Source organism: Truepera radiovictrix DSM 17093 (genome assembly GCF_000092425.1).
Taxonomy (GTDB): Bacteria; Deinococcota; Deinococci; order Deinococcales; family Trueperaceae; genus Truepera; species Truepera radiovictrix.
The window spans coordinates 3,234,446-3,260,398 of the sequence record NC_014221.1 but is presented as its reverse complement, the minus strand read 5'-3'; the positions used below and the strand labels follow the sequence as shown (position 1 = coordinate 3,260,398).

The following is a 25,953-nucleotide window of genomic DNA, read 5'->3' as shown; positions in this document are numbered from 1 at the left end:
TCTGAGCTGTCTCGCCCGCCACAAACCGTGGCGTTACCGGTCGCGCCCACCCTGCCAAGCACGTCGCTTGCGTTAGGCGACTGCGCCGTAAAAGGTTTACCCTAGTGGGGTGAGCGAGATGCGCAGCGGACAAGGGGTAACGAGAGGTGAGCGCGAGGTCGATGTCGTGGTCGTCGGGGGCGGACACGCTGGGATTGAGGCGGCGCACGCGGCGGCCCGCTTGGGTGCGCGCGTCGCCCTGACGCTCCCCAACCCCGACAAGATCGGGCTGATGCCCTGCAACCCGGCTATCGGAGGGCCCGGCAAGTCGCAGCTTGTCTTTGAGGTGCACGCCCTGGGGGGGGTCATGGGGCGCCTTGCCGACGCCACAGCGATTCACGCCCGGACGCTTAACGCCAGCAAGGGCCCGGCGGTCCAGTCGCTACGGGTACAAAATGAGCGCGACGACTACGCGGCGGCGGCGCGCGCGCTCGTCGAGGCGACCCCCGGGATCGAGATCGTCCGCGGGGAGATCGCCGAGCTGCTCGTAACGGCGACCGGTAATGCCCCGCAGCTCAGGGGCGTACGCCTCACCGACGGTCGGGTGCTCCGCGCGCCGAGCGTCGTGCTGTGCACCGGGACCTTTCTCGCCGGGGTGGTGTGGTACGGCAAACAGCAGCGGCCTGCGGGCCGCCAAGGGGAGGCGCCGGCGCGTCACCTCTCGCGCAGCTTGCGGGCGACGGGGCACGCACTGCTGCGGTTTAAAACCGGTACGCCGCCGCGGATCCGCGCCGACTCGGTCGACTTCGGGGTGCTCGAGGTCGTCCCGGCGGACGACCCGCCGGGTTCCTTCAGCGGCTCGCCGGGACCTCGGGCGACGAGCAGCCCGACCTGGCTCACCCACACCACCCCCGAGACGCACGCCCTGATCCAGGCCAACCTGGCGCACTCGGCGATGTATGGCGGCGAGATCGAGGGGCGTGGGCCGCGCTACTGCCCCTCTATTGAGGACAAGGTCGTTCGCTTCGCCGACAAGGAGCGCCACCTGCTCTTTGTCGAACCCGACGGTGCGGGGACGAGCGAGGTCTACCTGCAAGGGTTTTCGAGCTCCATGCCGCCCGCGTTGCAAGACGAGATGATCCGCACCCTGCCGGGGTTTGAAAGGGCGGTGATCCAGCGCTACGCTTATGCGGTAGAGTACGACGCGCTCGACCCCACCCAGCTGGACACAACGCTCATGTCTAAACGCCTACCGGGCCTCTTTAGCGCGGGGCAGATCAATGGCACGAGCGGTTACGAGGAGGCCGCGGCGCAGGGCCTCGTCGCCGGCGTCAACGCGGCGCGCTTCGCTGCGGGGCAAAGACCGGTGAGCGTCCGCCGCGACGAAGGGTACATCGGCGTGCTCCTCGACGACCTTGTGCGTTGGGGGATCGATGAGCCCTACCGGATGCTCACCTCGCGTAACGAGTACCGCCTCCTGCACCGCCAGGACAACGCCGATGAGCGGCTCTTGCCCCTCGGCCACGCTTGGGGGCTGCGCGACGACGCGGCGCTGCGCGCGCTGCGCCGGAGCGAAGCTGCGGTTGCCGCCGAGCTCGAACGCTTGCGGCGCACGCGTATCGACGGGGTGCCCGCAGACCGCGTGCTCTGCCGCCCCGGAATGCATTACGCCGCGCTCCTCGAGCGCCTCGGTCCCCCGACGCCGCCGCTGTCGCCTGAAGAGGCGCGCAAGGTCGAGATCCTCACGAAGTACGCCGCCTACATCGAACGCAGCCGCCGCGAACTGCAGGCGCGCGCCGCCTATGAAACGCTCGACCTCACGCGGACGGACTTCCGGCGCGTGGGGAGTCTTTCGGCGGAGGGGCTCGAAGTGCTGCTGCGGGAGCGGCCCGCGACCCTGGGTGCAGCTGGGCGGCTGCGCGGCGTACGTGACAGCGACCTGACCGCGCTGCTGGTGCACTGCAGGCGGCGTAGCGGCGACACCCCCCTCGCTGCGTCATCCGCCTAACGGGTGGCCATCCCCGGAAAACCTCGCCGTTGCGGCGCCGCCGCGTTGACGAGAGGGCACGGAAGACCGTGCTGACGTCTTTGCAGATAAGATGTTTCACGTGAAACATGACCTCGCGGCGCAGCTCGCCGGTTATGCGGCGCTGGTGCGCCGCTATAGCGGCGCACTCGACCTCATGTCGCCCCGCGCCATCGAGAACTTCGAGGACAAAGTGGCGGAGAGCTTGGTGTACGCCGATCTCATCGAGCCGCACCTCTCCCCCGCTGAGCGTCTTCTCGATCTCGGCTCGGGGGTCGGGCTACCGGGTATCCCCCTGGCGCTTCGCTTTCCGGACGCGCCGCTGATCCTCGTCGAGCGGCGGCGCAAGCGTGCACGCTTTCTCGAACTCGTCGTCGCCCACCTGCAGCTCGCTAACGTCCGCGTGATGGCTACCGACGCGCGTGCGTTGTCCCCGGACGACGTGGGGCGCGTGGCGTGGGTAACGGCGCAAGCGGTGGGCAGCTTTCCCCTCCTCTACACCACGACAGCGCACCTTCACGGTGCTGCGGTGACGCTCGTCGCCCGCCGCGGTGACGATGACGCGGCGCTACACGCGGAGTTGGCAGCGGTGTCGGGCCTTGCAAAGCGGCCCCTCACCCTGCTCTCCGCACCGCTGCCGGCACATGGTAGGGTAATCGGGTTACGCTTCGAGGCGCCTCCGAGCGCCTTGCCATCGCCTGCTGCCGGGTAGCACGGCGGCTATGCGGCTTGCGATACCGCGTGGCGCTCCGCGCGCTGCAGTTTTCGGCTCTGGGAGGACGACGTTGCCGATCGTGGGGGTGATCAACCAAAAGGGTGGCGTGGGGAAGACGACGAGCGCGATCAACCTCGCTGCGGCGCTTGCCGAAGGGCGTCGGGTACTCCTCGTCGACCTCGATCCGCAGGCGAATGCGAGCAGCGGGCTCGGCATCCGCTCACCGGAGCGCACCGTCTACGACGTCTTGATCGGTGAGGTCTCGGCCCGCCGCGCTGTCGCCGACACCGAGCTCCCCGACCTCAAGGTGTTGCCCGCCTCGATGGAGCTCTCCGGAGCCGCCCTCGAGCTCGACGCGACCTCGGAGAACATGCGGCTTTTGACAAAAGCGCTTATCGGTGTGCGCCCCAACTTCGACTTTATCGTGCTCGACGCTCCCCCTTCGATCGGCGCGTTGACGCTGAACGCGCTCGTGGCCGCCGACCACCTCGTGATCCCTCTGCAGACCGAGTACTACGCGCTCGAGGGGATCGCGGGCATGATGGAGACGGTCGAGCGGTTGCGCAGCTCGCTCAACCCCAAGCTGCAGGTGCTCGGGATTTTGCTCACGATGTTCGACAGTCGGACGAGGTTGTCGCAAGAGGTCGAGGCGAACGTTCGGCAACACTTCGGTGAGCTCGTCTTTGAAGCGGTCATCCCGCGCAACGTCCGGCTCGCCGAAGCGCCTTCGTACGGTCAGTCGATCTTCGCCTTCGCCCCTTCATCGCAGGGTGCGCAAGCCTATCGTCGTCTCGCTGAAGAGGTGATCGCGCGTGTCAGCCAAACGTAGCAGCCTGGGGCGGGGCCTCGACGCGCTCTTGCCCAAGGTAGAAAAAGGTCGCGGTATCGAGCAGCTCCCCCTTGAGGCGCTCAGGGTGTCGGCGTTTCAACCGCGCAAACGGATCGACCCTGCGGCGATCGCCGAGTTGGCGAGTTCGGTGGCGCAGAAAGGGGTGTTGCAACCCCTGCTCGTCCGCCCCGCCGACTCGGGTTACGAGATCGTCGCTGGCGAGCGGCGCTTCCGTGCGGCGCAGCAGGTCGGGTTGGCGACGGTACCGGCGATCGTCAAACCGCTGACCGACCGCGAGACCCTCGAAATCGCCCTGATCGAAAACCTGCAGCGCGAGAGCCTCAGCGCGGTGGAGGAGGCGCGCGCCTTTAAGCAGCTGATGGACTTTGGCCTCAACCAGGAGGCGGTCGCGCAGGCGGTGGGGAAGAGCCGGAGTGCGGTCGCCAACACGCTGAGGCTGCTGCAGCTCGACGGTGAGGCGCTAGCTGCGCTCGACGAAGGGCGCATCTCCGCAGGGCACGCGCGCGCGATCTTGTCGCTTCCCGAAGCGGCGCGCCCCTGGGCGCTAAGGCGCATCCTCGAGGAGGGGTTGTCGGTGCGTCAAGCCGAGCGGCTCGAGTACCCTGCCGAGGCCGTTGCTGGAGGGGGGGTGCCCGAGGGACGCACCAAAGCGCCCGCACCGACGGCACCACCGCACGCCGAGGACGAGGTCGCGGCTCGAGCGCACCTCGAGGCGGGTCTCACGCGCCACCTCGGTACCAAAGTTCGCATTGTCGGGGCGACAAAGGGGCGCATCGAACTCCACTTCTTCTCCCCCGACGAGTTGCAGCGCCTCCTCGAGCTGCTCCACTACCGAGCCTGAGCCCCACCGCAACCGCCTTGGTGAGCCGCACGCCAACCGGGATGTTTCACGTGAAACAGGAGCGGGGCGGTCGCGCGACCCTACCTCACGGTTAAGCGGCCCGCCGAGATCGGCGCCCGTACCGGGGCGCGGACGCAGCTAGTACTGGGGCGCAGCCGTCGCACCTCACCGCGCGAGCTCTGGTGACGACTGCCCGATAAAACCGCCTCGCAGCGCGGCGTCGCGACGCCGCGCTGCAGGGCGTGCCGTACACTCGGAGTGGCGAGCGGCCGGAGGCGGTGCGGGGTGATAGAGTAGAGCCGTTTGTGTCGGTGTGAGCCCGTGCGCGCCTCTAGGTAGCTCTCGAAAGGCCTCCGCGGTCGCCCTGGTGGTGCGCTACGAGCCGTGACCGCCGACACGTTAAGTGGCGGTCAAGGGAGCCGCTTTGAAAGGAGTGTCACGTGAAGCAACCGGTGCGGGTAGCGGTGACGGGAGCAGCTGGGCAGATCGGGTACGCGCTTCTTTTTCGGATCGCTGCGGGTGACATGTTGGGGCCGGATCAGCCGGTCATCTTACAGCTTTTGGAAATCCCCCCCGCGATGAAAGCGCTTGAAGGGGTGGTGATGGAGCTGCACGACGGGGCATTTCCGCTGCTCCACGGTGTAACGACCACGGATGACGCCAAGGTCGCCTTCGAGGGGGCCGACTACGCGCTGCTCGTCGGTTCACGCCCCCGCGGCCCCGGGATGGAGCGCCGTGACCTGCTCGAGGCGAACGGCCACATCTTTACCGAGCAGGGGAGAGCGCTGAACGAGGTGGCCAGCCGCGAGGTCAAGGTGCTCGTCGTCGGCAACCCGGCCAACACAAACGCGCTCATCGCCATGCGCAGCGCCCCCGATCTGCGCCCCGAGCAGTTTACGGCGATGACCCGCCTCGACCACAACCGCGCGCTCAGCCAGCTCGCTCAGAAGGCGGGGGTGGCGGTCGCCGAGGTGCGCCGGATGACCATCTGGGGCAACCACTCGAGCACCCAGGTGCCCGACCTGACGCACGCCACGGTCGGGGGGAGACCAGCGACCGAGGTGGTCGATGACGCGTGGGTCCGCGACACCTTTATGCCGACCGTGCAGAAGCGGGGCGCGGCGATCATCGAAGCGCGGGGCGCCTCGAGCGCCGCCTCGGCCGCCTCGGCGGCGATCGACCACATGCGCGACTGGGTCCTTGGAACGCCGGAAGGCGACTGGACGAGTATGGCGATCCCCAGCACGGGTGCCTACGGGGTCGCCGAGGGGCTCATCTATTCGTTTCCGGTGACTACGGCCGGTGGTACGATCCGCGTCGTCGAGGGCTTAGAGGTGGGCGACTTTATCCGTCAGAAGATGCGGGCGAGCGAGGCCGAGCTGATCGAGGAGCGTGAGGCGGTAGCCCATCTGCTAGGGTAACCGTCCGGCTTCGGCAGCACGGGGTAGTCTGGTGCCCGCCGGCTTCCCGCCCGTGCGGGCGCTAGACTTAGCGTGCCACTCGGTCTCGGTGACGGCGGTTATGTGATATCGGAGCCGTTCCGATTTTAAGGAGGCGTGCTAAACTCACCGTATAGGTGCCTCTAAGGTGGGTGGCGTGGCTACTCAGGTGGTGAGGCTGTCGAGTGAGGAAGGCGATGGAGCGAGGGAAGGGTCAGACGCCGAGGGAGATCCTGCACGAACGCGGCTTGCGTTACAGCCGTCCGCGGGAGGTCATCTTGGGCTACTTTAGCGAGCGGGACACGCACGTCAGCGCCGAGGAGCTCTACCTCGAGCTCAAGCGCCGCGGCGAGGCGCTGAGCCTTTCGACCGTCTACCTCAACCTCGGCGTGCTGAAAAACGCCGGGCTCGTGCGCGAGTTCGCGGGGGTTAGCGGCGAGGCCCTCTACGACTCCAACGTCGGCCCTCACCACCACCTCATCTGCAAAGGTTGCGGGGCCATCCTCGACCTCCCCGAGCTGACAGTTGCGCACCTGCCCCTCAAGACGTTTTTGAAACAGCGGGCCGAAAGCGACTCGGGTTGGCAGATCGACGAGCCCAACCTCGACCTTCTCGGCCTCTGCCCGGCGTGTCAGCGGGCGCAGGAGGGCGCCTGCGAACCCCGTCAGGCCACCCCCTAAAGGGGGTGTTGGCGGGTGAACACCGAGCGTTTGGCTCGGAATAAGCGCGTTCGGAAAGCGCTCTTCACCCTTGTTCAGGTAAACGCAGAAGTGATAAAATTGCGAAGCTGTGAAAAGCGGCACGAGTGCGTCCGGGTGCTACGTGCGCCCTCGTGAGCACCGCCAACCGTCCTGCATCCCTAGGGCCGCGCAGCGCGACGCCGTCACCGTAAGCTTGACCCTCTCGAAAGGAGTTGTCAACCTGTGTACCTCAACTTACTGATGATGTTTTTGGCCGCCGGCCTCATCGGCGCCCTGGCGCTTTTGGTCGGTGGGTTAATCGGTCCGAAAAAGGCGAGCGAAGACAAACTGGCGGCGTACGAGTCGGGGATCGCGAGCACCTCGAGCGCGCGCGAGCGCTTCCCCGTGCACTTCTATCTCGTCGCCATGCTCTTTATCATCTTCGATATCGAAGCGGCCTTTTTCTACCCGCTCGCGGTGCACTTTCAGGTCGAGCCGCAATTTTTGTTCGTGCAGGGCCTTATCTTTATCGCCATCCTCGCCGTCGGCTACATCTACGTGTTACGCAAGGGTGTGCTGGCGTGGCGTTAGGAGGAGCCTAGGTGGCGCTCAAAGACCTTTTTGAGAAAGACGTGCAGGAGCTTGAGAACGAGGGAATCTTGTTCTCGACGCTCTCGAAGCTCGTCGCTTGGGGGCGCTCGAACAGCCTCTGGCCGGCGACCTTTGGGCTCGCGTGCTGCGCGATCGAGATGATGCAGTCGACGAACGCCCGGCACGACCTCTCGCGCTTCGGCTCGGAGGTGTTCCGCGCTTCGCCGCGGCAGGCCGATGTCATGATCGTCGCGGGGCGGTTGTCGAAAAAGATGGCGCCGGTGATGCGCCGCGTGTACGACCAGATGCCCGACCCCAAGTGGGTGATCTCGATGGGCGCTTGCGCGTCGTCGGGGGGGATGTTTAACAACTACGCGATCGTCCAGAACGTCGACTCGGTGGTGCCGGTCGACGTCTTCGTACCGGGCTGCCCGCCGCGCCCGGAGGCGCTGGTGTACGCGGTGATGCAGCTGCAGAAGAAGGTGCGCGGCGAGGCGTTCGACCAACGGGGCGTCGCGCTACCGATGGTCCAGGGGTGGACGCGGTGACGCTTCTGCAAAGGACTGCCGAATCGCTCCGCCTGCGCTACGGTGCGAAACGGAACGAGTTTAAGGGTATGGTCAGCGTCACCGTACCCAAAGAGCGCCTCGTCGACGCCGTGAGGACGGCGAAAAACGCCGGCTTCGAGATGATCTCGGACATCTTCGGTATCGACTACCTGACCTACCCCGGCCACCAGGGAGCGCGTTTTACGGTGGTCTACAACCTTTACAGCCTTACCCACAACGAACGCCTCTTTATCCGCGTCGACCTCGATGACGGCGAGGCGCTGCCGACGATCACCCCGCTGTGGCGCGGCGCCAACTTTATGGAGCGCGAGGTCTACGACATGTTCGGCATCCCCTTCGAGGGGCATCCGGATCTGCGCAAGCTGCTCACCCCCGAGGACTTAGACGGGCACCCGCACCGCAAGGACTTTCCGCTGGGCGAAACGCCGACCCTCTTTAACGAGGGGCGGTTTATCGACCCGGCAGCCTTTCGCGCGGGGATGACGGGGCAGGCTTCGGGGCTCACGGGGTGGCGCGGGGGTGCGCGCAAAGGGGTCGTCAGCCAGAGCGTCGCCGGTACAGGGCTCGGCGGCGACGGGCTCAAAGCGGAGCCCGAACGTCATGGCACCACAGGGGAGACGGGATGATCGGTCAAGCGGGTTACGCCCCGGAGGCGACCGCCGAGGACGCGCCGAAGGGCACCCTCGAAACCAAATACATGCGGATCAACGTCGGACCGCAGCACCCCTCGACGCACGGCGTGTTGCGGCTCGTCGTCGACCTCGACGGGGAGCGCATCGCGCGCATCACCCCGCAGATCGGCTACCTGCACACCGGCTTTGAGAAGACCATGGAAAACCGCACCTACCAGCAGGGCGTGACCTACTCGAACCGGATGGACTACCTCCACGGCTTCGGCCACGACCTCGCGTACGTGTTGTCGGCCGAAAAGCTCGTCGGCGCGCAGGTACCCGAGCGGGCGCAGCGGATCCGGGTGATCTTAACGGAGCTCAACCGCATCGCGAGCCACCTCGTCTTTCTCGGCACGGGAATTCTCGACATGGGCGCCCTGACGCTGCTGTTTTACACCTTCCGCGAGCGCGAGGCGATCATGGACCTTTTCGAGATGGTCTGCGGCGTGCGGATGAATTACGGCTACTTCCGCGTCGGGGGGTTGTCGCGCGACCTACCTGACGAGTTCGTCCCGGCGACCCGCGCCTTTATCAAGCGCTTTCCGCGGATGCTCGACCAGTACGCGGCGATGTTCGCCAAAAACGACATCTTCGTCAACCGCACCAAGGGCGTGGGGGTGATCTCCAAGGAGACCGCACTCGACTACGGCCTTACGGGCCCGTCGCTGCGTGCCTCGGGCGTGCCCCTAGACTTCCGCAAGGCGCAACCCTATAGCGGCTACGAGGACTACGACTTCGAGGTGCCGACCAGCACGGCGGGGGACGCCTACAACCGCTTTATGGTGCGCTTTTATGAGATGCGCGAAAGCCTCCGCATCGTCGAACAGGCGCTCGACAAGCTCGAGCCCGGCCCCATCCGCGACCCCGACAGGCGCATCTCGCTGCCCCCCCGCGAGGAGCTCGAGACCTCGATGGAGGCGGTGATCTTTCACTTCAAGTTGGTCACCGAGGGCTTTCACCCCCCGCGCGGCGAGGTCTACGTGCCGACCGAGTCGGCGCGCGGCGAGCTCGGCTACTACCTCGTCTCGGACGGTGGCAGCATGCCCTACCGCGTCAAGGTGCGTGTGCCCAGCCTTATCAACCTGCAGAGCCTCGAGCCCGCGTGCGTCGGCGGCTTGTTCGCGGACATGGTCGTCAACATCGCGACCTTCGACCCGGTGCTCGGCGACGTCGACAAGTGACGGGTCAGTATGCGTAAACGAACCCGCGAGCAAGAGCGTGCAAACCGTCTGACCGCCGTTTTCGCCGGGCTGGGCGTCGGTGCGGCGTTTGGCGCCCTTTTCGGCCTGCTGCTGCAGAGCTTGGCGGTGGGGTTGGTCGTCGGCGCCGTCTGCAGCGCCGCCGCTATTGCCGGTCTTAACACCATCCGCAAAGAGAGCCGCGAGGTCGCCGACGACACCTCGGAGCCCGGCGCGTGAGGCGCTGCGCTCGGTCGGCTCAGCGCACGTCAGTAGGAGCAGGATGAAGACAGATCACCCAAGTCGCAACATCAGCGCGGAGCGTCGGGAGCTAGGTTATCGCGCGGACAGGAACCGGGCATGATCGAGCTGAAGACGCACAAACCCTTTTTCGCCGACAAGCAGGACGTCTTGTCGGAGATCCTCGGGCGCTACCCCGAGTACGGCCGCCGCAGCGCCGTGATGCCCCTGCTCTGGGAGGTGCAGCGCGCGGAGCGTCACATCTCCGAAGCGCGCATCGAGGAGATCGCCGAGATTCTGGGGCTCCACGCCACCGAGGTCAAAGGGGTCATGAGCTTCTACTCGACCTACCACGAGCTGCCGGTCGGCAAGTATCACCTGCAGATCTGTGCGACGCTCTCGTGCTCGCTTGCGGGCGCCGACGAGATGTACGACTTTATCTCCGAAGAGACCGGTCTGGTGAGCGGCGAAACCGACCGCGAGGGACTCTTTAGCTTGCAGAAGGTCGAGTGTTTGGGGTCGTGCGGGACGGCGCCCGTGCTGCAGGTCAACGACACCTTTTACGAGCGCGTCACCCCGTCGCGCTGCAAGGCGCTCCTTGCAGCGCTGCGGCGCGGTGAGGAGCCGGCGCCGTGGCGCGAGCGCGGGGGCGACAACGAGGGGGCCGAGAAACCAGAAATCAGTGCCGAGTACTGAGTGATGAGTAAAAGGCACACTCGGCGCTCGGTACTCAGCACTCGTGACTTAAGGGGTAAGTATGACCGCTGTTGCTGACAAACCCAGGGCGATCACCTCGCGCACAGATCCGCGCTTCGAGGTCGTCCTCTATAAACACGTCGGCGTCGAGGGGGCGCACACGCTCGCCTACTACCGCCAGCACGGTGGGTACGAGGCGCTGAAAAAAGCGCTCACCGGCATGAAGCCCGCCGAGGTCACTGACGAGGTCAAGCGTTCGGGGTTGCGCGGGCGCGGGGGGGCGGGGTTCCCGACCGGGGTCAAGTGGTCGTTTATGCCGCCCGTCGACGGCCGCCAACGCTTTATCGTCTGCAACGCCGACGAGTCGGAACCGGGGTCGTTCAAAGACCGCTACATCATGGAGGACGACCCGCATCAGCTGCTCGAGGGGATGGCGATCGCGGGTTACGCCATCGGCGCGACCAAAGGGGTGCTCTATATCCGCGGCGAGTACTACCGGGCCTACGAGCGCTTGCGGGAGGCGATCGCCGAAGCCAGAGCCGAGGGCCTGCTGGGCCGCGACCTCTTCGGCTCCGGCTTTGACTTCGACGTCATCTTGCACCGCGGCGCCGGGGCGTACATCTGCGGTGAGGAGACGGCGCTGATGAACTCCTTCGAGGGGCTGCGCGCCAACCCGCGCCTCAAGCCCCCCTTCCCGGCGCAAGCGGGCGTCTACGGGCTGCCGACGACGATCAACAACGTCGAGAGCCTAGCGAGCGTGGTGCATATCATCAGCCGCGGCGCGGACTGGTTCGCGGCGATGGGGACCGAGGACTCCAAAGGGACCAAGCTCTACCAGTTGAGCGGTCCGGCGGTGCGCCCCGGGGTCTACGAACTCCCCATGGGGGCGACCTTTCGCGAGCTCATCTTCGACCTCGGCGGCGGTGTCACCGAACCGGTCAAGGCGCTCATCCCGGGCGGTTCGTCGACGCCCATGCTCCCCTTTACCGACGACGTCTTGGACACCCCGATGGACTATGGGGCGATCGTCAAAAAGGGCAGCATGTTGGGGACCGGCGGGGTGATCCTCATCCCGCGCGACAAGTGCATCGTCAACGCCACCTGGAACCTGGTCCGCTTCTACGCCCATGAGTCGTGCGGCAAGTGCACCCCCTGCCGCGAGGGGATCTCGGGGTGGATGACCAAGATGTACCAGAAGCTCGTCGCCGGCCTCGGTGAGGCGGGTGACTTGGAACTGATCGAGATGATGGCCGAGAACATCAAGGGCAAAGCCTTCTGCCCCCTGGCCGACGCCTGCTTGGGGCCGGTGCTGTCGAGCATCGCGCACTTTAGAGACGAGTACGAGTACCTCATCGCCCACGGGCGACCGATGTACACAAGGAGCAGCTGGTGGAAAGACGCCTAGCCACACGCCACGCGAGGACGACGCGATGAAAGTTCGGGTCAACGACGTCGAGCTGGATTTGGAGCCCGGGACCAGCGCCATCGACGCGGTGTTCGCCGCGGGGTACGACGTGCCCTACTTCTGCTCGCAGGAGTACATGTCGCCCATCGGCGCCTGCCGGTTGTGCCTCGGCAAGATCGGCGCGCCGCGCAAAGACCGCGACACGAACGACTGGATCCGCGACGAGTCGGGGGAACCCAAGATCTTCTACTTTCCCAACCTGATGGCGACCTGCACGACGGCCATCATGGAGGGGATGGTGATCGACACGCTCTCCCAAGAGGTCAAACGGGCGCAGGCGGGGATGATGGAGTTTACCCTCATCAACCACCCGCTCGACTGCCCCGTGTGTGACAAGGGGGGGGCGTGCGAGCTGCAAGACCGCGCCTACGAGTACGGCGAAGGGGTGTCGCGTTTTCAGTTCGACAAGCGCCACCAGGAAAAGCATCACGCCCTCTCCGAGCTGATCACCCTCGACCGCGAACGCTGCATCCACTGCAAGCGCTGCGTCCGCTACTTTGAAGAGGTGCCGGGCGACGAGGTGCTGGACTTTATGGAGCGCGGCGGCCACACCTATATCGGTACCGTCGACGAGGGGTTGCCGAGCCCCTTTACGGGTAACATCACCGACATCTGCCCGGTAGGGGCGCTCTTAGACGCCACCAGCCGCTTTCGCGGGCGCAACTGGGAGTACGACCACACCCGCACGACCTCACCTGATGACGCTTCGGGGGCGGCGATTACGGTGGACGCGCGCACGGGCCGTATCGAGCGCATCAAAGCGGCGCGCAACACGCAGGTCAACCTCGACTGGATCGACGACAGCACCCGTTTCGGGCACGAGTACGTCGACGCCCCCGACCGCCTCAAAACACCCCTGGTGCGCCGCGACGGGCGGCTCGTGCCGGCTTCGTGGGAGGAGGCGGCGGCGTTTATTAGGGAGCGCCTGGGGGCGCTCGCCGGCGCCCCCGTCGGGGTGGTGCTGCGCGCGGACGCGACCCTCGAGGAGGGCGTGGCTGCCAGGGCGCTCGCGGCGCACCTGGGTGGACACGCCGAGCACTTCCCGCGCCCGGCGGCCTCGCTCATCTCGCCGAACCCGGCGACCTTCACGGACGTCGCCACGAGCGACGCCCTCTTCGTCGTCGGCGACCCCACCGAGGAGGTGCCGACGCTCGACCTGCGCATCAAAGACGCCCTTAAAGGGGTGGCGCCCCCCAAGCTGCTGCCGCACGGGGTGCCGATCGCCGACCTGCGCCTCAAAGAGCGGATGCCGCGCAAGCGGGAGATCCTCACCGTCGCTGCGCCCTACCGCGTGAGCCTCGCTAGGCACGCGGGGGAGACGCTGATCTACCCCGCGGGGCAGGAAGCGGCGCTCTTCGAGGGGGTGCTCGCGGGGGACGGCGAGGCGCTGGGCCTCGAGCCCGAACGCCTGCGCGCGCTGAAAGAGCGCTTGGAGGCGGCCCAAAACCCCGTCATCGTCCTCGGCGCCTTCGTCCTCGCCTCGGCGCGCGCGACCGCTGCCGCCCAGCGCCTCGCCGCAGCGGTCGGGGCGAAGGTGATGAAGCTCGGGCCGATGGCCAACTCGTACGGGCTCGAGGCGACGGGGGTCACCTCGCCGGCGGGGTACGCCGAGCTGCTGCGGGGTTCGCGCGCGCTCTTTGTGTCGCAGCTCAACCCTGCCAAAAGCGCGCCGCTGCGGGCGCACCTCGCGGAGCTCGAGCTGCTCGTCGTCCACGAAAGCTTCCCGACGGAGACGACCGAGCTCGCGCACGTGGTGCTCCCCGCGAAGACGGGTTACGAAAAGGAGGGGACGTTCGTCAACCTCGAGGGCCGCTACCTAGGCGTCCACCCGGCGCCCGTCGACGGGGGGCTCTCGGAGGACTTTACGGGCGTCGTGCGCGCCCTCGGCGAGGCGTTCGGGACGCGTTTAGACGGGCGCAGCGTGCGTTCGGCGCGGCGGGTGCTCAACAAAGCGCTGGGCTTTGACCTCGCGGCGCTCGACCCGGAAGGGCACCTCGCCCCCAGCGAGGCCCCCGCCGGAGGCGCCGCGGCGGAGGACGCCGAGGGTGCGACCCCCGAAGCCGAGGGCGCGGCACCGGCGGGCCCCCGGCTCCTCTTGACGCCTAGCTTGATCAAGCTGGGGCGCCTCTCCCGTAACCCCAAGCTGCACGCGGCCTACGGCGATCCCCCCTTGCGCTTGCACCCGCGTGCGGCGGCCGCGCGCAGCCTCACGGACGGTGAGCGGGTGGTGGTCCGTGCCGGCGGCTTCTCCCGTGACGCCGTCGTGCGCTGCGACGCCGACCTCCCCGAAGACCTGATGCTCCTAGGCGCCCTTTTCGATCAGCCCGTCGGGCTTGTCACCGACGTCTCGGTCGAAAGGGCGCCCGAACCGCTGCCGCTCGTTGACGCCGAGCCGGTGGGTGCCGAACCGGCCGGTGCCACGGAGGAGATCACCGCGTGACCCCTGCCCCCAACGACCCCTTAATCGTCACCTTTATCAAAGCGCTGCTGCTATGCGTCCTTTTGCTCGGGGCGTTTGCCTACATGACGGTGATCGAGCGCAAGATCCTAGGGCGCATGCAGCACCGGTTGGGGCCGAACCGCGTCGGCCCCTTCGGGCTGTTGCAACCCATCGCCGACGCGATCAAGTCGATTTTCAAAGAGGACATCGTCGTCTCGGCCTCGGACCGCTTCGTCTACTTTTTGGCCCCCTTTATCTCGATCACCTTCGCGCTCTCCGCGTTTGGCGCCATCCCCGCGGGCCCCGCTGGCAGCCTGTTCGGCTTTAACCCCTGGATCATGGACCTCGACATCGGGTTGCTCTACGTCTTTGCGGCGACCAGCATCGGGGTGTACGGGATCTTTTTGGCGGGGTGGGCGTCGAACTCCAAGTACTCGCTCCTGGGGGGTTTACGCTCGTCGGCGCAGATGATCTCGTACGAGTTGGGGCTTGGGCTCTCGGCGCTTACGGTCATCCTGATTACGGGGACCCTTAACCTGCGCGAGATCGTCGATACGGGGGTGTGGTCGGTGAGCCCGTGGCTCTGGGTACCCCTAGGGATAGCGTTCGTGACCTACGTCATCTCAGCCGTCGCGGAGGTGAACCGGACACCCTTCGACCTCCCCGAAGCGGAGCAGGAGATCGTCGCGGGGTACCTCACCGAGTACTCGTCGATCAAGTGGGCGCTCTTTCAGATGGCCGAGTACGTCAACATGATGACGGCTGCCGCCTTTATCAGCACGCTCTTTTTGGGGGGCTGGCGGGGTCCGGCGTTCGTCGACCAGATCATCCCGGGGATGTCCGAGTGGCCGTTTGTCTGGCTTATCCTGAAAATGGCGCTCTTTATGTTTCTCTTTATCTGGCTGCGCGCCACGCTGCCGCGTTTTCGTTACGATCAGCTGATGCGCTTCGGGTGGATCTGGCTCTTTGAGATCGCGCTTCTAAGCGCCATCGCGACCGCGGCTATTATCGCCTTCGTGCTCTAAAGGAGTTGAGATGGGTGTTTTAGATATCGCCAAGGGGATGGGGGTGACGCTCGGGCACCTCTTTAAAAAGCCGGTGACGGTGCGCTACCCCGAGCAGCCCGCCGACATCAAACCGCGCTTTCGCGGTCGGCACCACCTGCTGCGCCACCCGAACGGTTTAGAAAAGTGCATCGGCTGCTCGCTCTGCGCCGCTGCCTGTCCGGCGTACGCCATCTACGTCGAAGCGGCCGAAAACGACCCGGAGAACCCCACCTCGCCGGGGGAGCGCTACGCCAAGATCTACGAGATCAACATGCTGCGCTGCATCTTCTGCGGCTTCTGTGAGGAGGCGTGCCCGACGGGAGCGGTGGTGCTGGGCCACGAGTTCGAGCTGTCCGACTTTCGCTACAACGACTTTGTCTACGGCAAAGAGGACATGTTGGTCGGCGTCAAGGGCTCCAAGTGGCAGCGCCGCGAGGCGGAAAAGCTCGGTAAACCGGTGCAGCTCGGTTTCAAAGCGGGGAGCCGGCCGGAGCTCGAGGGGGTGGACTACTAGTGACGTGTACCGCGCTCCGAGCGGTGGGTGGTCACGGGAGCTGCCCCGACGTCTCACGGCTCACGGCCCCCGGGTCGCGCACAGGGAGCTCCCCATGCTGACATTTTTCCTCCTCGCCGCCGTGATGGTTCTCGGTGCACTCGGTGTCATCACCCTGCGCCAACCCGTGCACGCGGCGCTCGCGCTCGTCGGCACGCTGCTCACGCTCGCGGTGACGTACGTCACCTTGCAAGCGCACTTTTTGGCGGCGATCCAGGTGATCGTCTACGCGGGGGCGATCATGGTGCTGTTTCTCTTCGTCATCATGTTGCTTAACGTCGAGGGTGACGAGGGCACCGTGCGGCTCGCGTGGGTGCGGCCCGCGGCCTATCTGACGGGGGTCGTCGCGGCAGCCGGGGTCGCTCTGACCGCGTTTTTAGACGCGCGCCAGCTGCCAGACGCGCAGGTGATCACCGCCGCGCTCGCGGGCGGCGGTGCGGGGGCGCTCGGCGGGGTGCTCTTTAACCAGTTCGTGCTCGCCTTTCAGCTCGTCGGGGTGCTTTTGCTCACGGGGATCGTCGGCGCGGTGAGCCTCGTCGAGCGCAGCGCCCGCGAAAAGGGGGACGAAGAGGTCTTCGGGGAGCCGGAGCGGGAGCTCACCCGTGTTTGACGCCTCCGTACCGACCGAGTACTACGTCGCCCTCTCAGCGCTGATCTTCGCCCTCGGCGCGGTCGGGGTGCTGACCCGCAAAAGCGCCATCATGGTGTTTTTGTCGGTCGAGCTGATGTTAAACGCTGCGAACCTCGCGCTGGTGGCCTTTGCGCGCGGTTGGGCGGCAGCTGGCACCGAGATCGCCCTCTCGGGGCAGGTCGCCGTGTTTATCATCTTGGCCGTGGCCGCCGCCGAGGTCGCGGTGGGTTTAGGCATCTTGGTCGCCATCTTCCGCTACCGTCACTCGACGGACGTCGACAACCTTTCAGGAGTACGCTTGTGACCGCGCCCGTGCCCCCTGACGCCGTAACCGTCATCGACGCGACCTCGCTCGCGGCGGGAGCGCCCTTTTTCGCCCTTTTGGGGGCCTTTGTCTGCGGCTTTTTCGGGCGCTACCTGCGCGGCACCGCCCCCGGCGTCTTCGCGACCTCAATGGTCGGCATCGGCTTTTTCCTCTCGCTCGCCGCTTTTTTTAGCCTGCTTTTTCGCGCCGAGCGCACCGTGCACGTGCCGCTCTGGTCGTTTTTGCAAGCGGGCGACTTTCGCCTCGATTTGGGCTTTGTCCTCGACCCCTTGAGCGTTACCCTGATGCTGATCATCACCGGGGTCGGCTTTTTAATCCACCTCTACTCGATCGGCTACATGCACGGCGACGAGGGGTTTGCGCGCTACTTCGCGGGCCTCAACCTCTTCGTCGCGTCGATGCTGGTGTTGGTCATGGCCGACTCTTTCCTGCTGATGTTTCTCGGGTGGGAAGGGGTCGGGGTCTGCTCGTTTTTGCTGATCGGCTTCTGGTACCGCGACCGCCTCAACGCCGACGCGGCGCGCAAGGCGTTCATCACCAACCGCGTCGGCGACGTCGGCTTTCTGCTGGCGATGTTTCTCACCTTCCAGACCTTCGGGACGCTCGAGATCGCCGCCGTGAACGAAGCGGCGGGCGGCCTGGTCGCGGGTTCGGCGGTGCTGACCACTCTGGGGCTGCTCTACCTCATAGCCGCCTGCGGCAAGTCGGCGCAGCTCCCGCTGCACGTCTGGCTGCCCGACGCGATGGCCGGCCCGACGCCCGTCTCGGCGCTGATTCACGCCGCCACGATGGTCACCGCTGGGGTCTACTTGGTCGCGCGCGCCGCGCCGCTCTTCGCCGCCGCGCCCGCCGCCTCGGCGGCGGTGGCCTGGGTGGGGGCGCTCACGGCGCTCTTTGCCGCCTTTGCCGCCCTGTCACAGCTGGACATCAAAAAGATCCTCGCCTACTCGACCATCTCGCAGCTCGGCTTTATGTTCGTGGCGGTCGGGGTCGGTGCCTACTGGGTCGGCATCTTTCACGTGCTGACGCACGCCTTCTTTAAAGCGCTCCTCTTTCTCGCTGCGGGTTCGGTGATCCACGCGCTAGGCGGCGAACAAGACGTGCGCAAGATGGGTGGGCTCGGCAAACACATGCGCGTCACGGGGACGACCGCGCTCGTGGGCACCCTGGCGATCTCCGGCGTGCCGCTGCTCTCGGGTTTTTTCAGCAAAGACGCGATCTTGCTCCACGCCTTTACCACCGAGCTCATCGCCGGGTACGGGAGCTTTCTTATCTACCTCACGCTGCTCGCGACGGCGGTGCTCACCGCCTTTTACATGTTCCGCTGGTACTACCTCGTCTTCGCCGGCGAGGAGCGCTTTGGCGCCGAAGCGCGGGCGCACCTGCACGAATCGCCACCCCTTATGACAACGCCCCTTATCGTGCTGGCGGTGCTGAGCGCCGTGGCCGGGTTTATCGGTCTGCCCGAGTTCGCTTTTCCCAACCTGATCGCGCCCTGGCTCGAGACCGCAGCGGCCGTGTCGTTCCGCCACCCCCCTGTGGCGGTCGAGTGGTTGCTGATCGGCCTTTCGGTGACGGCGGCCTTTTTGGGTCTAGGGCTCGGCTACCTGCGCTACCGCGGCGGCATGCGCGAAGCGCGCCCCGGGGCGCTGCAGCGCGCCTCGCAGGAGGCGCTCGGTTTCGACGCGCTCTACCGCCGCCTCTTCGTCCGCCCGGGTGAGGCGCTCGCGCAGGGCTTCGGGGTGGTCGACGGCGAGCTGATCGACAAGGGCCTCGGCGAGACGGCCTTGGGCGTCGGGATCTTGGCGCGGGCCTCGAGCCTCCTGCAGTCGGGGTTCGTGCGCGCCTACGCGCTGCTCATGCTCTTGGGGCTCGCCGCCCTCGTCTTTTTCGTCGCCCTCTCGGGAGTTCTCGCGTGACCCTCTGGACGATCCTCCTCCCCCTGTTCGGTGCGCTCGCGCTCTTCGCGCTGCCCGCGCGCGGCGCGCAGCGCCTCGTGGTCCTTTTCGCCACCCTCTTTACCTGGCTTTTCGCCCTCGCGCTGCCGCAAGCCCAGCCCTTCGAAGCCCCCTGGATCGAGGCCGTGGGCCTGTACTGGTCACTCGATCCGGCGGGGGCGGGGGGCGTGCTGGTGCTCGCCGCCGCTACCGTGATGCTGCCCGCAGCGCTCTACGCCTCGTTCGCCGTCCGGGAGCGCACGCGCGGCTTTTTGGCGCTTTTGCTCCTGATGCAAGCGGGGCTCAACGGCATCTTTCTCGCGGCCGACCTCGTGCTCTTCTATGTCTTCTGGGAGGCGACCCTGATCCCGAGCCTCCTGCTCCTCGGGATCTGGGGCGGCGAGGGCCGACGGCAGGCGACGCTAAAGTACCTCACCTACGCCGTGGCGGGGTCGTTTCTCATGCTGGTGGCGATCCTGGCGCTGCGCCCCCTGTCGGGCGCCCCGAGCTTCCGCCTGGCCGACCTGCTGCCCGCGACCCAAGCGCTCCCCTTCTCTACGCAGCTCGCGCTGTTTGTCGCCTTCGCGCTCGCCTTCGCCGTCAAGCTGCCCCTCTGGCCGCTGCACGCGTGGCTCCCCGACTTTCACGAGCAGAACCACCCCTCGGGGGTCGCCGACGCCGCCGGGACGCTCTACAAGGTCGGCGGCTGGGGCTTTTTCGCCTTTGCGCTCCCCCTTTTCCCGGAGGCGGCGGCCGCGGCCTCGCCCTACCTGCTCGCCTTGGCCGCCTTTACGGCCGTCTATGCGGCGGTCATCGCCACGGCGCAGACGCACCTCAAGCGCCTGTTGGCCTACGCCTCGCTCTCGCACATGGGGATCGTCGGCGTCGGGGTGTTCGGCCTCTACCTGGCGGGACTGAACGGCGCTATGTACCTGCTCGCCGCGCAGATGCTCTCGACGGGGGGGCTTTTCCTCATCACCGGTATGCTCTACGCGCGCCGCGAGACCTTCGACCTGACCGCCTACGGCGGGCTCGCCAAAAGCGCGCCCGGTCTGGCGGCGGTTACGCTCTTTACCCTTTTCGCCAGCATCGGCGTGCCGGGGCTCGCCAACTTCCCCGGCGAGTTCATGAGCCTTATGGGCGCCTTTCAGCGCAGCCCGCTCTTGGGCGGTTTGGCGACCTTGTCGGTCATCGCGGCGGGCGTCTACGGGGTCAACCTCTACCAGCGCCTCTTTCAGGGTGAGGCTACGCTGCAGACGCGCGAGCTGCGCTGGGGGGAAGCCGCGCTGCTCGCCCCGCTGCTCACCGCCATCTTGTGGTTCGGCCTCTTTCCTCAGCCGCAGCTCGCGCGTATCGACGCGCACGCGCAGCGGACGGTCGCCCGGCTCGCTGAACCTGCGGCACAGGGGGCGGCCGTGCACGGCGCCGCCCTCGCGGCCGACGCGACCCACGGGGAGGACGAATGATCGACATCAACTGGCTCACCCTTGCGCCGCCCCTTGCGCTGCTCGTCACGGCCTGCATCGGGATCGTGTTCGGGATCGGGTTTCGCAGCACCCGCCCTACGGCGCTCCTCAGCCTCGTCGGGGTGGGGGTGGCGTTCCTCTTTACCGTCCTCCTGCTCGGTCGCAGCGGCGCGGGGGAGACGCTCTCGTCGTTCGGGTTGCGCTACCTCGCCGACCAAGCGGCCCTTACCTTCAACGTCGTCATCCTCCTCGGTACGGCGCTGACGCTCTTTATGTCCTACACCTACCTGGGGCGCGCTCGGCTCGAGCACGCCGAGTTCTACCCGCTCGTGCTGCTGAGCGCCACGGGTGCGATGGTGATGGCGGCCGCGGGCGACTTTATCACCCTGCTGCTAGGGCTCGAGATCCTCTCGCTGGCCGTCTACGTGCTCTCCGCTTGGCGCCAAGGGGTGCGCGAATCCGAAGAGGCGGGGATGAAGTACTTTCTGCTGGGCGCCTTCGCCTCGGCCTTCTTGATCTACGGGATCGCCCTGATGTACGGCGCCACGGGGCACTTTACCTACGCGGGCGTCGTCGCACTCCTCTCCGCCGAAGGGTTCGACCAGCCGCTGCTCGCCGCCTTGGGTGGGGTCTTTATCCTCGCGGGGCTCGCGTTCAAAGCCGCTTTCGCCCCCTTTCACCAGTGGGCGCCGGACGTCTACACGGGCGCGCCGACGCCGGTAACGGCCTTTATGAGCGTCGTCGTCAAAGCGGCGGCGTTTGCAGCGCTTCTACGCGTCTTCGCCACCGTCTTCCCGGCGCTCGGCGCCGTGGTCCCGGTGATCTTTGCGGTGCTCGTGGGCCTGACGATGGTGATCGGCAACCTCAGCGCCCTCGTGCAGCGCTCCGTCAAACGCATGCTCGCCTACTCGGCGGTGGCGCACGCGGGCTACTTGGGGCTAGCGGTGTTGGCCGCCGGCCAGGGGGCGAACTCGGGGGCGCAGGCGGTCGTCTGGTACCTGCTCGCCTACACCCTGATGAACGCCGGCGCGCTCGCCGTGATGACGCTCATCACCGACCCGAACGACCACGGCGACGACCTCGAGCGCCTCGCCGGCCTCGGGCGGACGCGCCCCTACCTGGCTGCGCTCATGGCGGTGTTTATGCTCTCACTCGCGGGGATCCCGCCGCTCGCCGGCTTCGTCGGCAAGGTGCTGGTCTTTCAGGCGGCGATCCAAGCGGGCTACCTCGAGCTGGCCGTGCTGGGTATCGTTACGAGCATCGTGGCGGTGGTCTACTACTTCCGGGTTGTCGGCGCGATGTACTTCCGCGAAGCCGAGTACGAACCGCAGCGCGCGCGCAGCCAGATGACCAACGTCGCCCTCGGCGTGGCGGCGCTCGGGACGGTGCTGCTGGGCCTCCTGCCGGGGTGGTGGTACGGCTGGCTGAGCGTGGGGGGGCCCCTGCTCGCGGGCTTTTAGGCGAGCGGCGTCACCCTAAGGGGCCAGCCGCGGCTGGCCCTTGGGGGTTTGGGGGCGCTCAACCCTCCTCGACCGGCAACCCCTCGTCGCGCCAGGCCAGGATACCGCCCTCCATGTTGACGGCGTCAAAACCCTGCTCGCGCAAAAAGTCGGTGGCTTTGGCGCTCCGCTTGCCGCTCCGGCACTGCGCGACGATGGGGCGGTCTTTGGGCAGGTCGTCGACGCGGGCGGTGAGTTCGGAGAGCGGCAAAAGCTGCGCGCCGGGGATGCGCAGCTCGTCGAACTCGTTTTGCTCGCGCACGTCGAGCAGCAGCGCGCCCTCCTGGATGCGTCGTTGAGCCTCGTGAACGGAGATCTCGGGGGTCGTGTCTTCGGCCATGAGCCCTACTATAGCGGGTGCGTGCGCGCCCAATGTTTGCGCAGCGTCCGAAGTGGCGTAGACGGCTCAGAGCGGCCTTGCAGACCTCTATGGTAAAGTGGCGCGTTATGGCACTTGAACGCACCTACGCAATGGTCAAACCCGACGGCGTCAAGCGCGGCCTCGTCGGTGAGGTTCTCCGCAGGCTCGAGCACAAGGGCTTTAAGATCGTCGGCATGAAGCTCATGCAGATCCCCCGCGCGACCGCCGAGGAGCACTACGGCGAGCACCGAGGCAAACCCTTTTTCGAGGGGCTAGTGTCGTTTATCACCTCCGGCCCGGTGGTGGCGATGGTCGTCGAGGGGGAGAATGCGATCGCCGAGTGGCGCAAGATGATGGGCGCAACGAACCCCAAAGACGCCGCTCCCGGCACGCTGCGCGGCGACTTCGCCGCGACCATCGACGAGAACATCGTCCACGGCTCGGACGCGCCGGAGACCGCCGAGCGCGAGATCGGGATCTTTTTTAAACCCGAAGAGCTGCTCTAAAGGCCTTTTAGCCTTCCGGCCCACGCTGAAACCTCGGCGTGGGCCGGCTTTTGCTGTAACCCCGACCGGCGCTTCGACGTGGAAGGCGCTGCCAAGGCCTACCGTCAAGCAGCCAGCGCCGCGAACCTCTACAATCGGGGCATGGGAGGCCGCACCGGCTGCCTCTACGCGCAGGGAGGTCTACGCATGCCCGAACTCTCCGAAGCCCTCAAAAAACTCAAAGCCTCGTCCACGGTGGCGTTTAACACCAAGGCCAAAGAGCTGCAGCGCAGCGGGGTCGACGTGGTCGCGATGACGGCCGGCGAACCCGACTTCGCGCCGCCCGAGCACGTGCTGGCGGCCGCGCACGAGGCCATCGACAAGGGGCTGACCAAGTACACCCCCGCCGAGGGCACGGCCGAGCTGCGCGAAGCGGTCTGCGAAAAGTTTCGGCGCGAAAACGGGCTCTCGTACACCCCGGCGCAGATCTCGGTGGGCACCGGCGGTAAACAGGTGCTCTACAACGGCTTTATGGCGGTTTTAAACCCCGGCGACGAGGTCATCGTACCGGCGCCCTACTGGGTCTCGTACCCCGCGCAGGTGCAGCTCGCGGGCGGCGTGACGGTCGCCGTCCCGACCCGCCCCGAGGACGGTTTCGTACCGAGCGTCGAGGCCGTGCGCGAGGCCATCACCCCGCGCACGAAGGTGATCGTGCTCAACTCGCCCTCGAACCCGACCGGCGCGGTCTACCCGCCCGAGGTGGTGCGGGGGATCGCCGAACTGGCCGCCGAACACGACCTGTGGCTCTTTTCGGACGACCTCTACGAGCACCTCGTCTACGAGGGCGAGTTCGTCTCGGGGGCGGCTTTCGCGCCGGAGCACACGCTGATCATCCACGGGGCGAGCAAAGCGTACGCGCTCACGGGGTGGCGTATCGGTTACGGCGCCGGTCCCGAGCGGCTCATCAAGGCGATGAGCAAGCTTCAGGGGCAGGTGACGAGCAACGCGAACGCGATCGCGCAGTACGCGGTCACGGCGGCGCTCAATGAGGTCGAGAAGACGGCCGCCTTTATCGCGATGACCAAACGGGCGTACGTGGCGCGGCGCGACCGCCTCGTCGAGGGGCTCAACCGTTTGGGGCTCCACACCCCCAAACCGCAGGGCGCCTTTTACGTCATGAGCGACCTGACGCCCATTCACCCGGACGAGACGGAGGCGGCGACGCTGCTGCTCGAAAAGGCGCACGTCGCGGTCGTCCCCGGGACCGACTTCGAAGCGCCCGGTCAGGCGCGGTTTTCGTACGCCACCAGCATGGAGAACATCGAGAAGGCTTTGGAGCGGTTGGGGGCGTTTGTGGGGGCGAGCGTTTAGTTCCCAGGCCCTTTCGGAGCACGTTCCTTGACACCTCGGGCGGTAGACTGGGCCGTGCTCCGCCCCCTCCGCGTCAACCCCTACGACCGCGACATCCTCGCCCTCGCCCTGCCCGCGCTGGGGACGCTCGCCGCCGACCCGCTGGTGTCGCTCGTCGACACGGCCTTCGTCGGGCGCCTCGGGTCGGTGCCGCTGGCAGCGCTGGGGGTGAACACCGCCCTCTTTTCGCTCGCCTTCGTCGTCTTTAACTTTTTGGCCTACGGCACCACGCCGATGGTGGCGCGGTCGCTGGGCCGCGGCGACCGCGAGGCGGCGGGGCGCGCGGTGGTGCAGGCGCTGACGCTCGCGCTGCTCGCCGGAGGGCTCGCCGTAGCGTTCTTGCAGCTCTTCGCCGCACCCCTCCTGCGCCTGATGGGCGCGGGCGAGGAGCTCGTGGGTCCGGCCCTCGGCTACCTGCGCGTCCGCGCGCTGGCGGGGCCCGCGCTGCTGCTGATCACTGCCGGCAACGGGGCGTTTCGCGGCTACCAGGACACGCGCACGCCCTTTCTGCTGACGCTGGGGCTTAACCTCGTCAACGTCGCGCTCGACCCGCTGTTCATCTTCGGCTTCGGCTGGGGGCTCGCCGGCGCGGCCTGGGCGACGGTGGTCGCGCAGTGGGCGGGGGCGCTCGGGTTTGTGTGGGTGCTGTTCGCGCGCCGCCGCGCGCTGGGGATCAGCGTGGCCCTCCCGCGGTTCGCCGAGCTCCGCCCCTTTGTGCGCGTCGGGTGGGAGCTGCTGGTGCGCACGGCCGCCCTGCTCAGCACGCTGACCCTGGCGACGGCCGTGGCGACGCGCGTGGGGGTGCTCGAGGTCGCCGCGCACCAGGTCGCCGCGCAGCTCTGGCTCTTTTTGGCGCTCGTAGTCGACGCGCTCGCCGTCGCGGCGCAGGCGCTCGTGGCGCGCTACCGCGGGGCGGGGCAACCGTTGCGGGCGCGAGCGGTCGCGGACCGACTGCTCGCGTGGGGGTTCGGCGTGGGCCTCGTCCTCGCTGCCGGCTTCGCCCTGTTCGCCCCCGTGCTGCCGCGCCTCTTTACGGACGACCCGGCCGTGGTTCGCGCGGTCCTCACCGTGTTCCCCTTCGTCGCCCTCATGCAGCCCCTTAACGCCCTCGTGTTCGTGTGGGACGGGGTCTTGATGGGCCTAGAGGACTTTCGCTACCTGGCGCTGGCGATGCTCGTGTCCGCCGCGTGCGGGGCGCTGGTGCTGCTGTTGGTGCTGCCCCTGGGTTGGGGGCTCACCGGGGTGTGGTGGGGGGTGGCGACCTTGATGGGGGTGCGCCTCGTGACGCTGTCGTGGCGCTACGCGCGGCTGGGCCGCTGAGGCGGCTCTGGTGTTGTCCGTTGGCCGCCTCCAGCGGCGCTCTGGGACGCCAAAAAACGCGTAAGCTACGCCCATGGACCTCGCCGTGTGCCCCAGCTGTGGGGCGAAAAACCGCTTGCGGACGCCCCCCAAAGGGCAGCTGCCGGTCTGTGGCAAGTGCGGTGCGACGCTCCCCTGGCTGCTGAGCGCGACCGACTCGAGCTTCGCCGCCGAGCTCGAGGCGCCCGTCCCCGTGCTGGTGGACTTTTGGGCGCCCTGGTGCGGCCCCTGCCGCATGGTGGCGCCCGTCGTAGAGGAGCTCGCGCGCGAGCAGGCGGGCAAACTCAAGGTCGTCAAGCTCAACGTGGACGAGAACCCGCAGACCGCGGGGCGCTACCGGGTGCAGAGCATCCCCATGCTGACGCTCTTTCGGGACGGACAAGCGCTCACGACCGTCGTCGGCGCGCTCCCCAAGGGGGCGCTGCTGCAACGCCTCGCCCCCTACCTCGGTTAGGGCCACACGCCCCGGGCGCACTCCACAAAAACGCACAGAGCGTTGTT

The 25,953-nt window shown here is 67.1% G+C and carries 26 protein-coding genes; 25 read left to right on the top strand and 1 reads right to left on the bottom strand.

Features of this window, described 5'->3' with window-relative positions:
* Window positions 1-118: 118 nt before the first annotated feature.
* The 21 genes from mnmG (at window position 119) to TRAD_RS14780 (ending at window position 21,798) form a co-directional block, all read left to right on the top strand.
* On the top strand, window positions 119-1,987 hold the full coding sequence (mnmG, locus tag TRAD_RS14880; RefSeq protein ID WP_049773219.1) for a tRNA uridine-5-carboxymethylaminomethyl(34) synthesis enzyme MnmG: 1,869 nt from the start codon (window positions 119-121) through the stop codon (window positions 1,985-1,987).
* Window positions 1,988-2,087: 100 nt separating this feature from the next.
* Window positions 2,088-2,717 (top strand): 16S rRNA (guanine(527)-N(7))-methyltransferase RsmG, encoded by a 630-nt coding sequence (locus tag TRAD_RS15530; RefSeq protein WP_049773154.1) that lies wholly within the window; start codon window positions 2,088-2,090, stop codon window positions 2,715-2,717.
* A gap of 73 nt (window positions 2,718-2,790) precedes the next feature.
* Entirely contained in the window at window positions 2,791-3,549 is a 759-nt protein-coding gene (locus tag TRAD_RS14870) for a ParA family protein (RefSeq protein ID WP_013179445.1), read from the top strand.
* Window positions 3,533-4,411, top strand: coding sequence for a ParB/RepB/Spo0J family partition protein (locus tag TRAD_RS14865; protein WP_013179444.1), 879 nt, complete (start codon window positions 3,533-3,535; stop codon window positions 4,409-4,411). Before TRAD_RS14870 ends, TRAD_RS14865 begins: the two co-directional genes overlap by 17 nt.
* A gap of 440 nt (window positions 4,412-4,851) precedes the next feature.
* Window positions 4,852-5,832 (top strand): malate dehydrogenase, encoded by a 981-nt coding sequence (locus tag TRAD_RS14860; RefSeq protein ID WP_013179443.1) that lies wholly within the window; start codon window positions 4,852-4,854, stop codon window positions 5,830-5,832.
* 215 nt (window positions 5,833-6,047) lie between these two features.
* Window positions 6,048-6,530 (top strand): Fur family transcriptional regulator, encoded by a 483-nt coding sequence (locus TRAD_RS14855; RefSeq protein WP_013179442.1) that lies wholly within the window; start codon window positions 6,048-6,050, stop codon window positions 6,528-6,530.
* Between the two features lie 261 nt (window positions 6,531-6,791).
* Window positions 6,792-7,121: an NADH-quinone oxidoreductase subunit A gene (locus TRAD_RS14850; RefSeq protein WP_041948193.1), complete on the top strand. Its 330-nt coding sequence runs from the start codon at window positions 6,792-6,794 to the stop codon at window positions 7,119-7,121.
* Window positions 7,122-7,132: 11 nt separating this feature from the next.
* Entirely contained in the window at window positions 7,133-7,669 is a 537-nt protein-coding gene (locus tag TRAD_RS14845) for a NuoB/complex I 20 kDa subunit family protein (protein ID WP_013179440.1), read from the top strand.
* Window positions 7,666-8,316, top strand: coding sequence for an NADH-quinone oxidoreductase subunit C (locus TRAD_RS14840; RefSeq protein ID WP_013179439.1), 651 nt, complete (start codon window positions 7,666-7,668; stop codon window positions 8,314-8,316). Before TRAD_RS14845 ends, TRAD_RS14840 begins: the two co-directional genes overlap by 4 nt.
* The gene (gene nuoD / locus TRAD_RS14835; protein WP_013179438.1) at window positions 8,313-9,542 is read left to right on the top strand and encodes an NADH dehydrogenase (quinone) subunit D; all 1,230 of its coding nucleotides are present in this window, start codon (window positions 8,313-8,315) and stop codon (window positions 9,540-9,542) included. Before TRAD_RS14840 ends, nuoD begins: the two co-directional genes overlap by 4 nt.
* 9 nt (window positions 9,543-9,551) lie before the next feature.
* On the top strand, window positions 9,552-9,779 hold the full coding sequence (locus tag TRAD_RS14830; RefSeq protein WP_013179437.1) for a hypothetical protein: 228 nt from the start codon (window positions 9,552-9,554) through the stop codon (window positions 9,777-9,779).
* A 120-nt stretch (window positions 9,780-9,899) separates the two neighbouring features.
* Window positions 9,900-10,475: an NADH-quinone oxidoreductase subunit NuoE family protein gene (locus TRAD_RS14825; protein ID WP_013179436.1), complete on the top strand. Its 576-nt coding sequence runs from the start codon at window positions 9,900-9,902 to the stop codon at window positions 10,473-10,475.
* Window positions 10,476-10,536: 61 nt separating this feature from the next.
* Window positions 10,537-11,880 carry an NADH-quinone oxidoreductase subunit NuoF gene (nuoF, locus tag TRAD_RS14820; protein WP_013179435.1) on the top strand — a complete coding sequence of 448 codons (1,344 nt, stop codon included), beginning with the start codon at window positions 10,537-10,539 and terminating at the stop codon, window positions 11,878-11,880.
* A gap of 25 nt (window positions 11,881-11,905) precedes the next feature.
* Window positions 11,906-14,380 carry an NADH-quinone oxidoreductase subunit NuoG gene (gene nuoG / locus TRAD_RS14815; RefSeq protein WP_013179434.1) on the top strand — a complete coding sequence of 825 codons (2,475 nt, stop codon included), beginning with the start codon at window positions 11,906-11,908 and terminating at the stop codon, window positions 14,378-14,380.
* Window positions 14,377-15,405, top strand: coding sequence for an NADH-quinone oxidoreductase subunit NuoH (gene nuoH / locus TRAD_RS14810; RefSeq protein WP_013179433.1), 1,029 nt, complete (start codon window positions 14,377-14,379; stop codon window positions 15,403-15,405). The genes nuoG and nuoH overlap by 4 nt, the downstream gene beginning before the upstream one ends.
* Window positions 15,406-15,415: 10 nt before the next feature.
* Complete coding sequence (gene nuoI / locus TRAD_RS14805) at window positions 15,416-15,940, top strand: NADH-quinone oxidoreductase subunit NuoI (RefSeq protein ID WP_013179432.1); 525 nt, start codon at window positions 15,416-15,418, stop codon at window positions 15,938-15,940.
* Between the two features lie 94 nt (window positions 15,941-16,034).
* Window positions 16,035-16,589: an NADH-quinone oxidoreductase subunit J gene (locus tag TRAD_RS14800; protein WP_013179431.1), complete on the top strand. Its 555-nt coding sequence runs from the start codon at window positions 16,035-16,037 to the stop codon at window positions 16,587-16,589.
* Window positions 16,582-16,914 carry an NADH-quinone oxidoreductase subunit NuoK gene (gene nuoK, locus TRAD_RS14795; protein ID WP_013179430.1) on the top strand — a complete coding sequence of 111 codons (333 nt, stop codon included), beginning with the start codon at window positions 16,582-16,584 and terminating at the stop codon, window positions 16,912-16,914. The genes TRAD_RS14800 and nuoK overlap by 8 nt, the downstream gene beginning before the upstream one ends.
* Window positions 16,911-18,854 (top strand): NADH-quinone oxidoreductase subunit L, encoded by a 1,944-nt coding sequence (gene nuoL, locus TRAD_RS14790; RefSeq protein ID WP_013179429.1) that lies wholly within the window; start codon window positions 16,911-16,913, stop codon window positions 18,852-18,854. The genes nuoK and nuoL overlap by 4 nt, the downstream gene beginning before the upstream one ends.
* Window positions 18,851-20,338, top strand: a complete 1,488-nt coding sequence (locus TRAD_RS14785) for a complex I subunit 4 family protein (protein WP_013179428.1) — start codon at window positions 18,851-18,853, stop codon at window positions 20,336-20,338. The genes nuoL and TRAD_RS14785 overlap by 4 nt, the downstream gene beginning before the upstream one ends.
* Window positions 20,335-21,798, top strand: coding sequence for an NADH-quinone oxidoreductase subunit N (locus tag TRAD_RS14780; protein ID WP_013179427.1), 1,464 nt, complete (start codon window positions 20,335-20,337; stop codon window positions 21,796-21,798). The genes TRAD_RS14785 and TRAD_RS14780 overlap by 4 nt, the downstream gene beginning before the upstream one ends.
* A gap of 58 nt (window positions 21,799-21,856) precedes the next feature.
* Here the strand turns inward: TRAD_RS14780 and TRAD_RS14775 are convergent, their stop codons facing one another.
* Window positions 21,857-22,177, bottom strand: coding sequence for a rhodanese-like domain-containing protein (locus TRAD_RS14775; RefSeq protein ID WP_013179426.1), 321 nt, complete (start codon window positions 22,175-22,177; stop codon window positions 21,857-21,859).
* A 107-nt stretch (window positions 22,178-22,284) separates the two neighbouring features.
* Here TRAD_RS14775 and ndk point away from each other — a divergent pair, with 107 nt between their 5' ends.
* From ndk to trxA, 4 genes are all read left to right on the top strand, one after another.
* A complete protein-coding gene (gene ndk / locus TRAD_RS14770) occupies window positions 22,285-22,704 on the top strand; it encodes a nucleoside-diphosphate kinase (protein ID WP_041947338.1) in 420 nt (139 codons plus the stop codon).
* A 186-nt stretch (window positions 22,705-22,890) separates the two neighbouring features.
* Entirely contained in the window at window positions 22,891-24,054 is a 1,164-nt protein-coding gene (locus TRAD_RS14765; protein ID WP_013179424.1) for a pyridoxal phosphate-dependent aminotransferase, read from the top strand.
* 54 nt (window positions 24,055-24,108) lie between these two features.
* Window positions 24,109-25,413 (top strand): MATE family efflux transporter, encoded by a 1,305-nt coding sequence (locus TRAD_RS14760; protein ID WP_013179423.1) that lies wholly within the window; start codon window positions 24,109-24,111, stop codon window positions 25,411-25,413.
* 73 nt (window positions 25,414-25,486) lie between these two features.
* Entirely contained in the window at window positions 25,487-25,906 is a 420-nt protein-coding gene (trxA, locus tag TRAD_RS14755) for a thioredoxin (protein ID WP_013179422.1), read from the top strand.
* Window positions 25,907-25,953 lie beyond the last annotated feature (47 nt).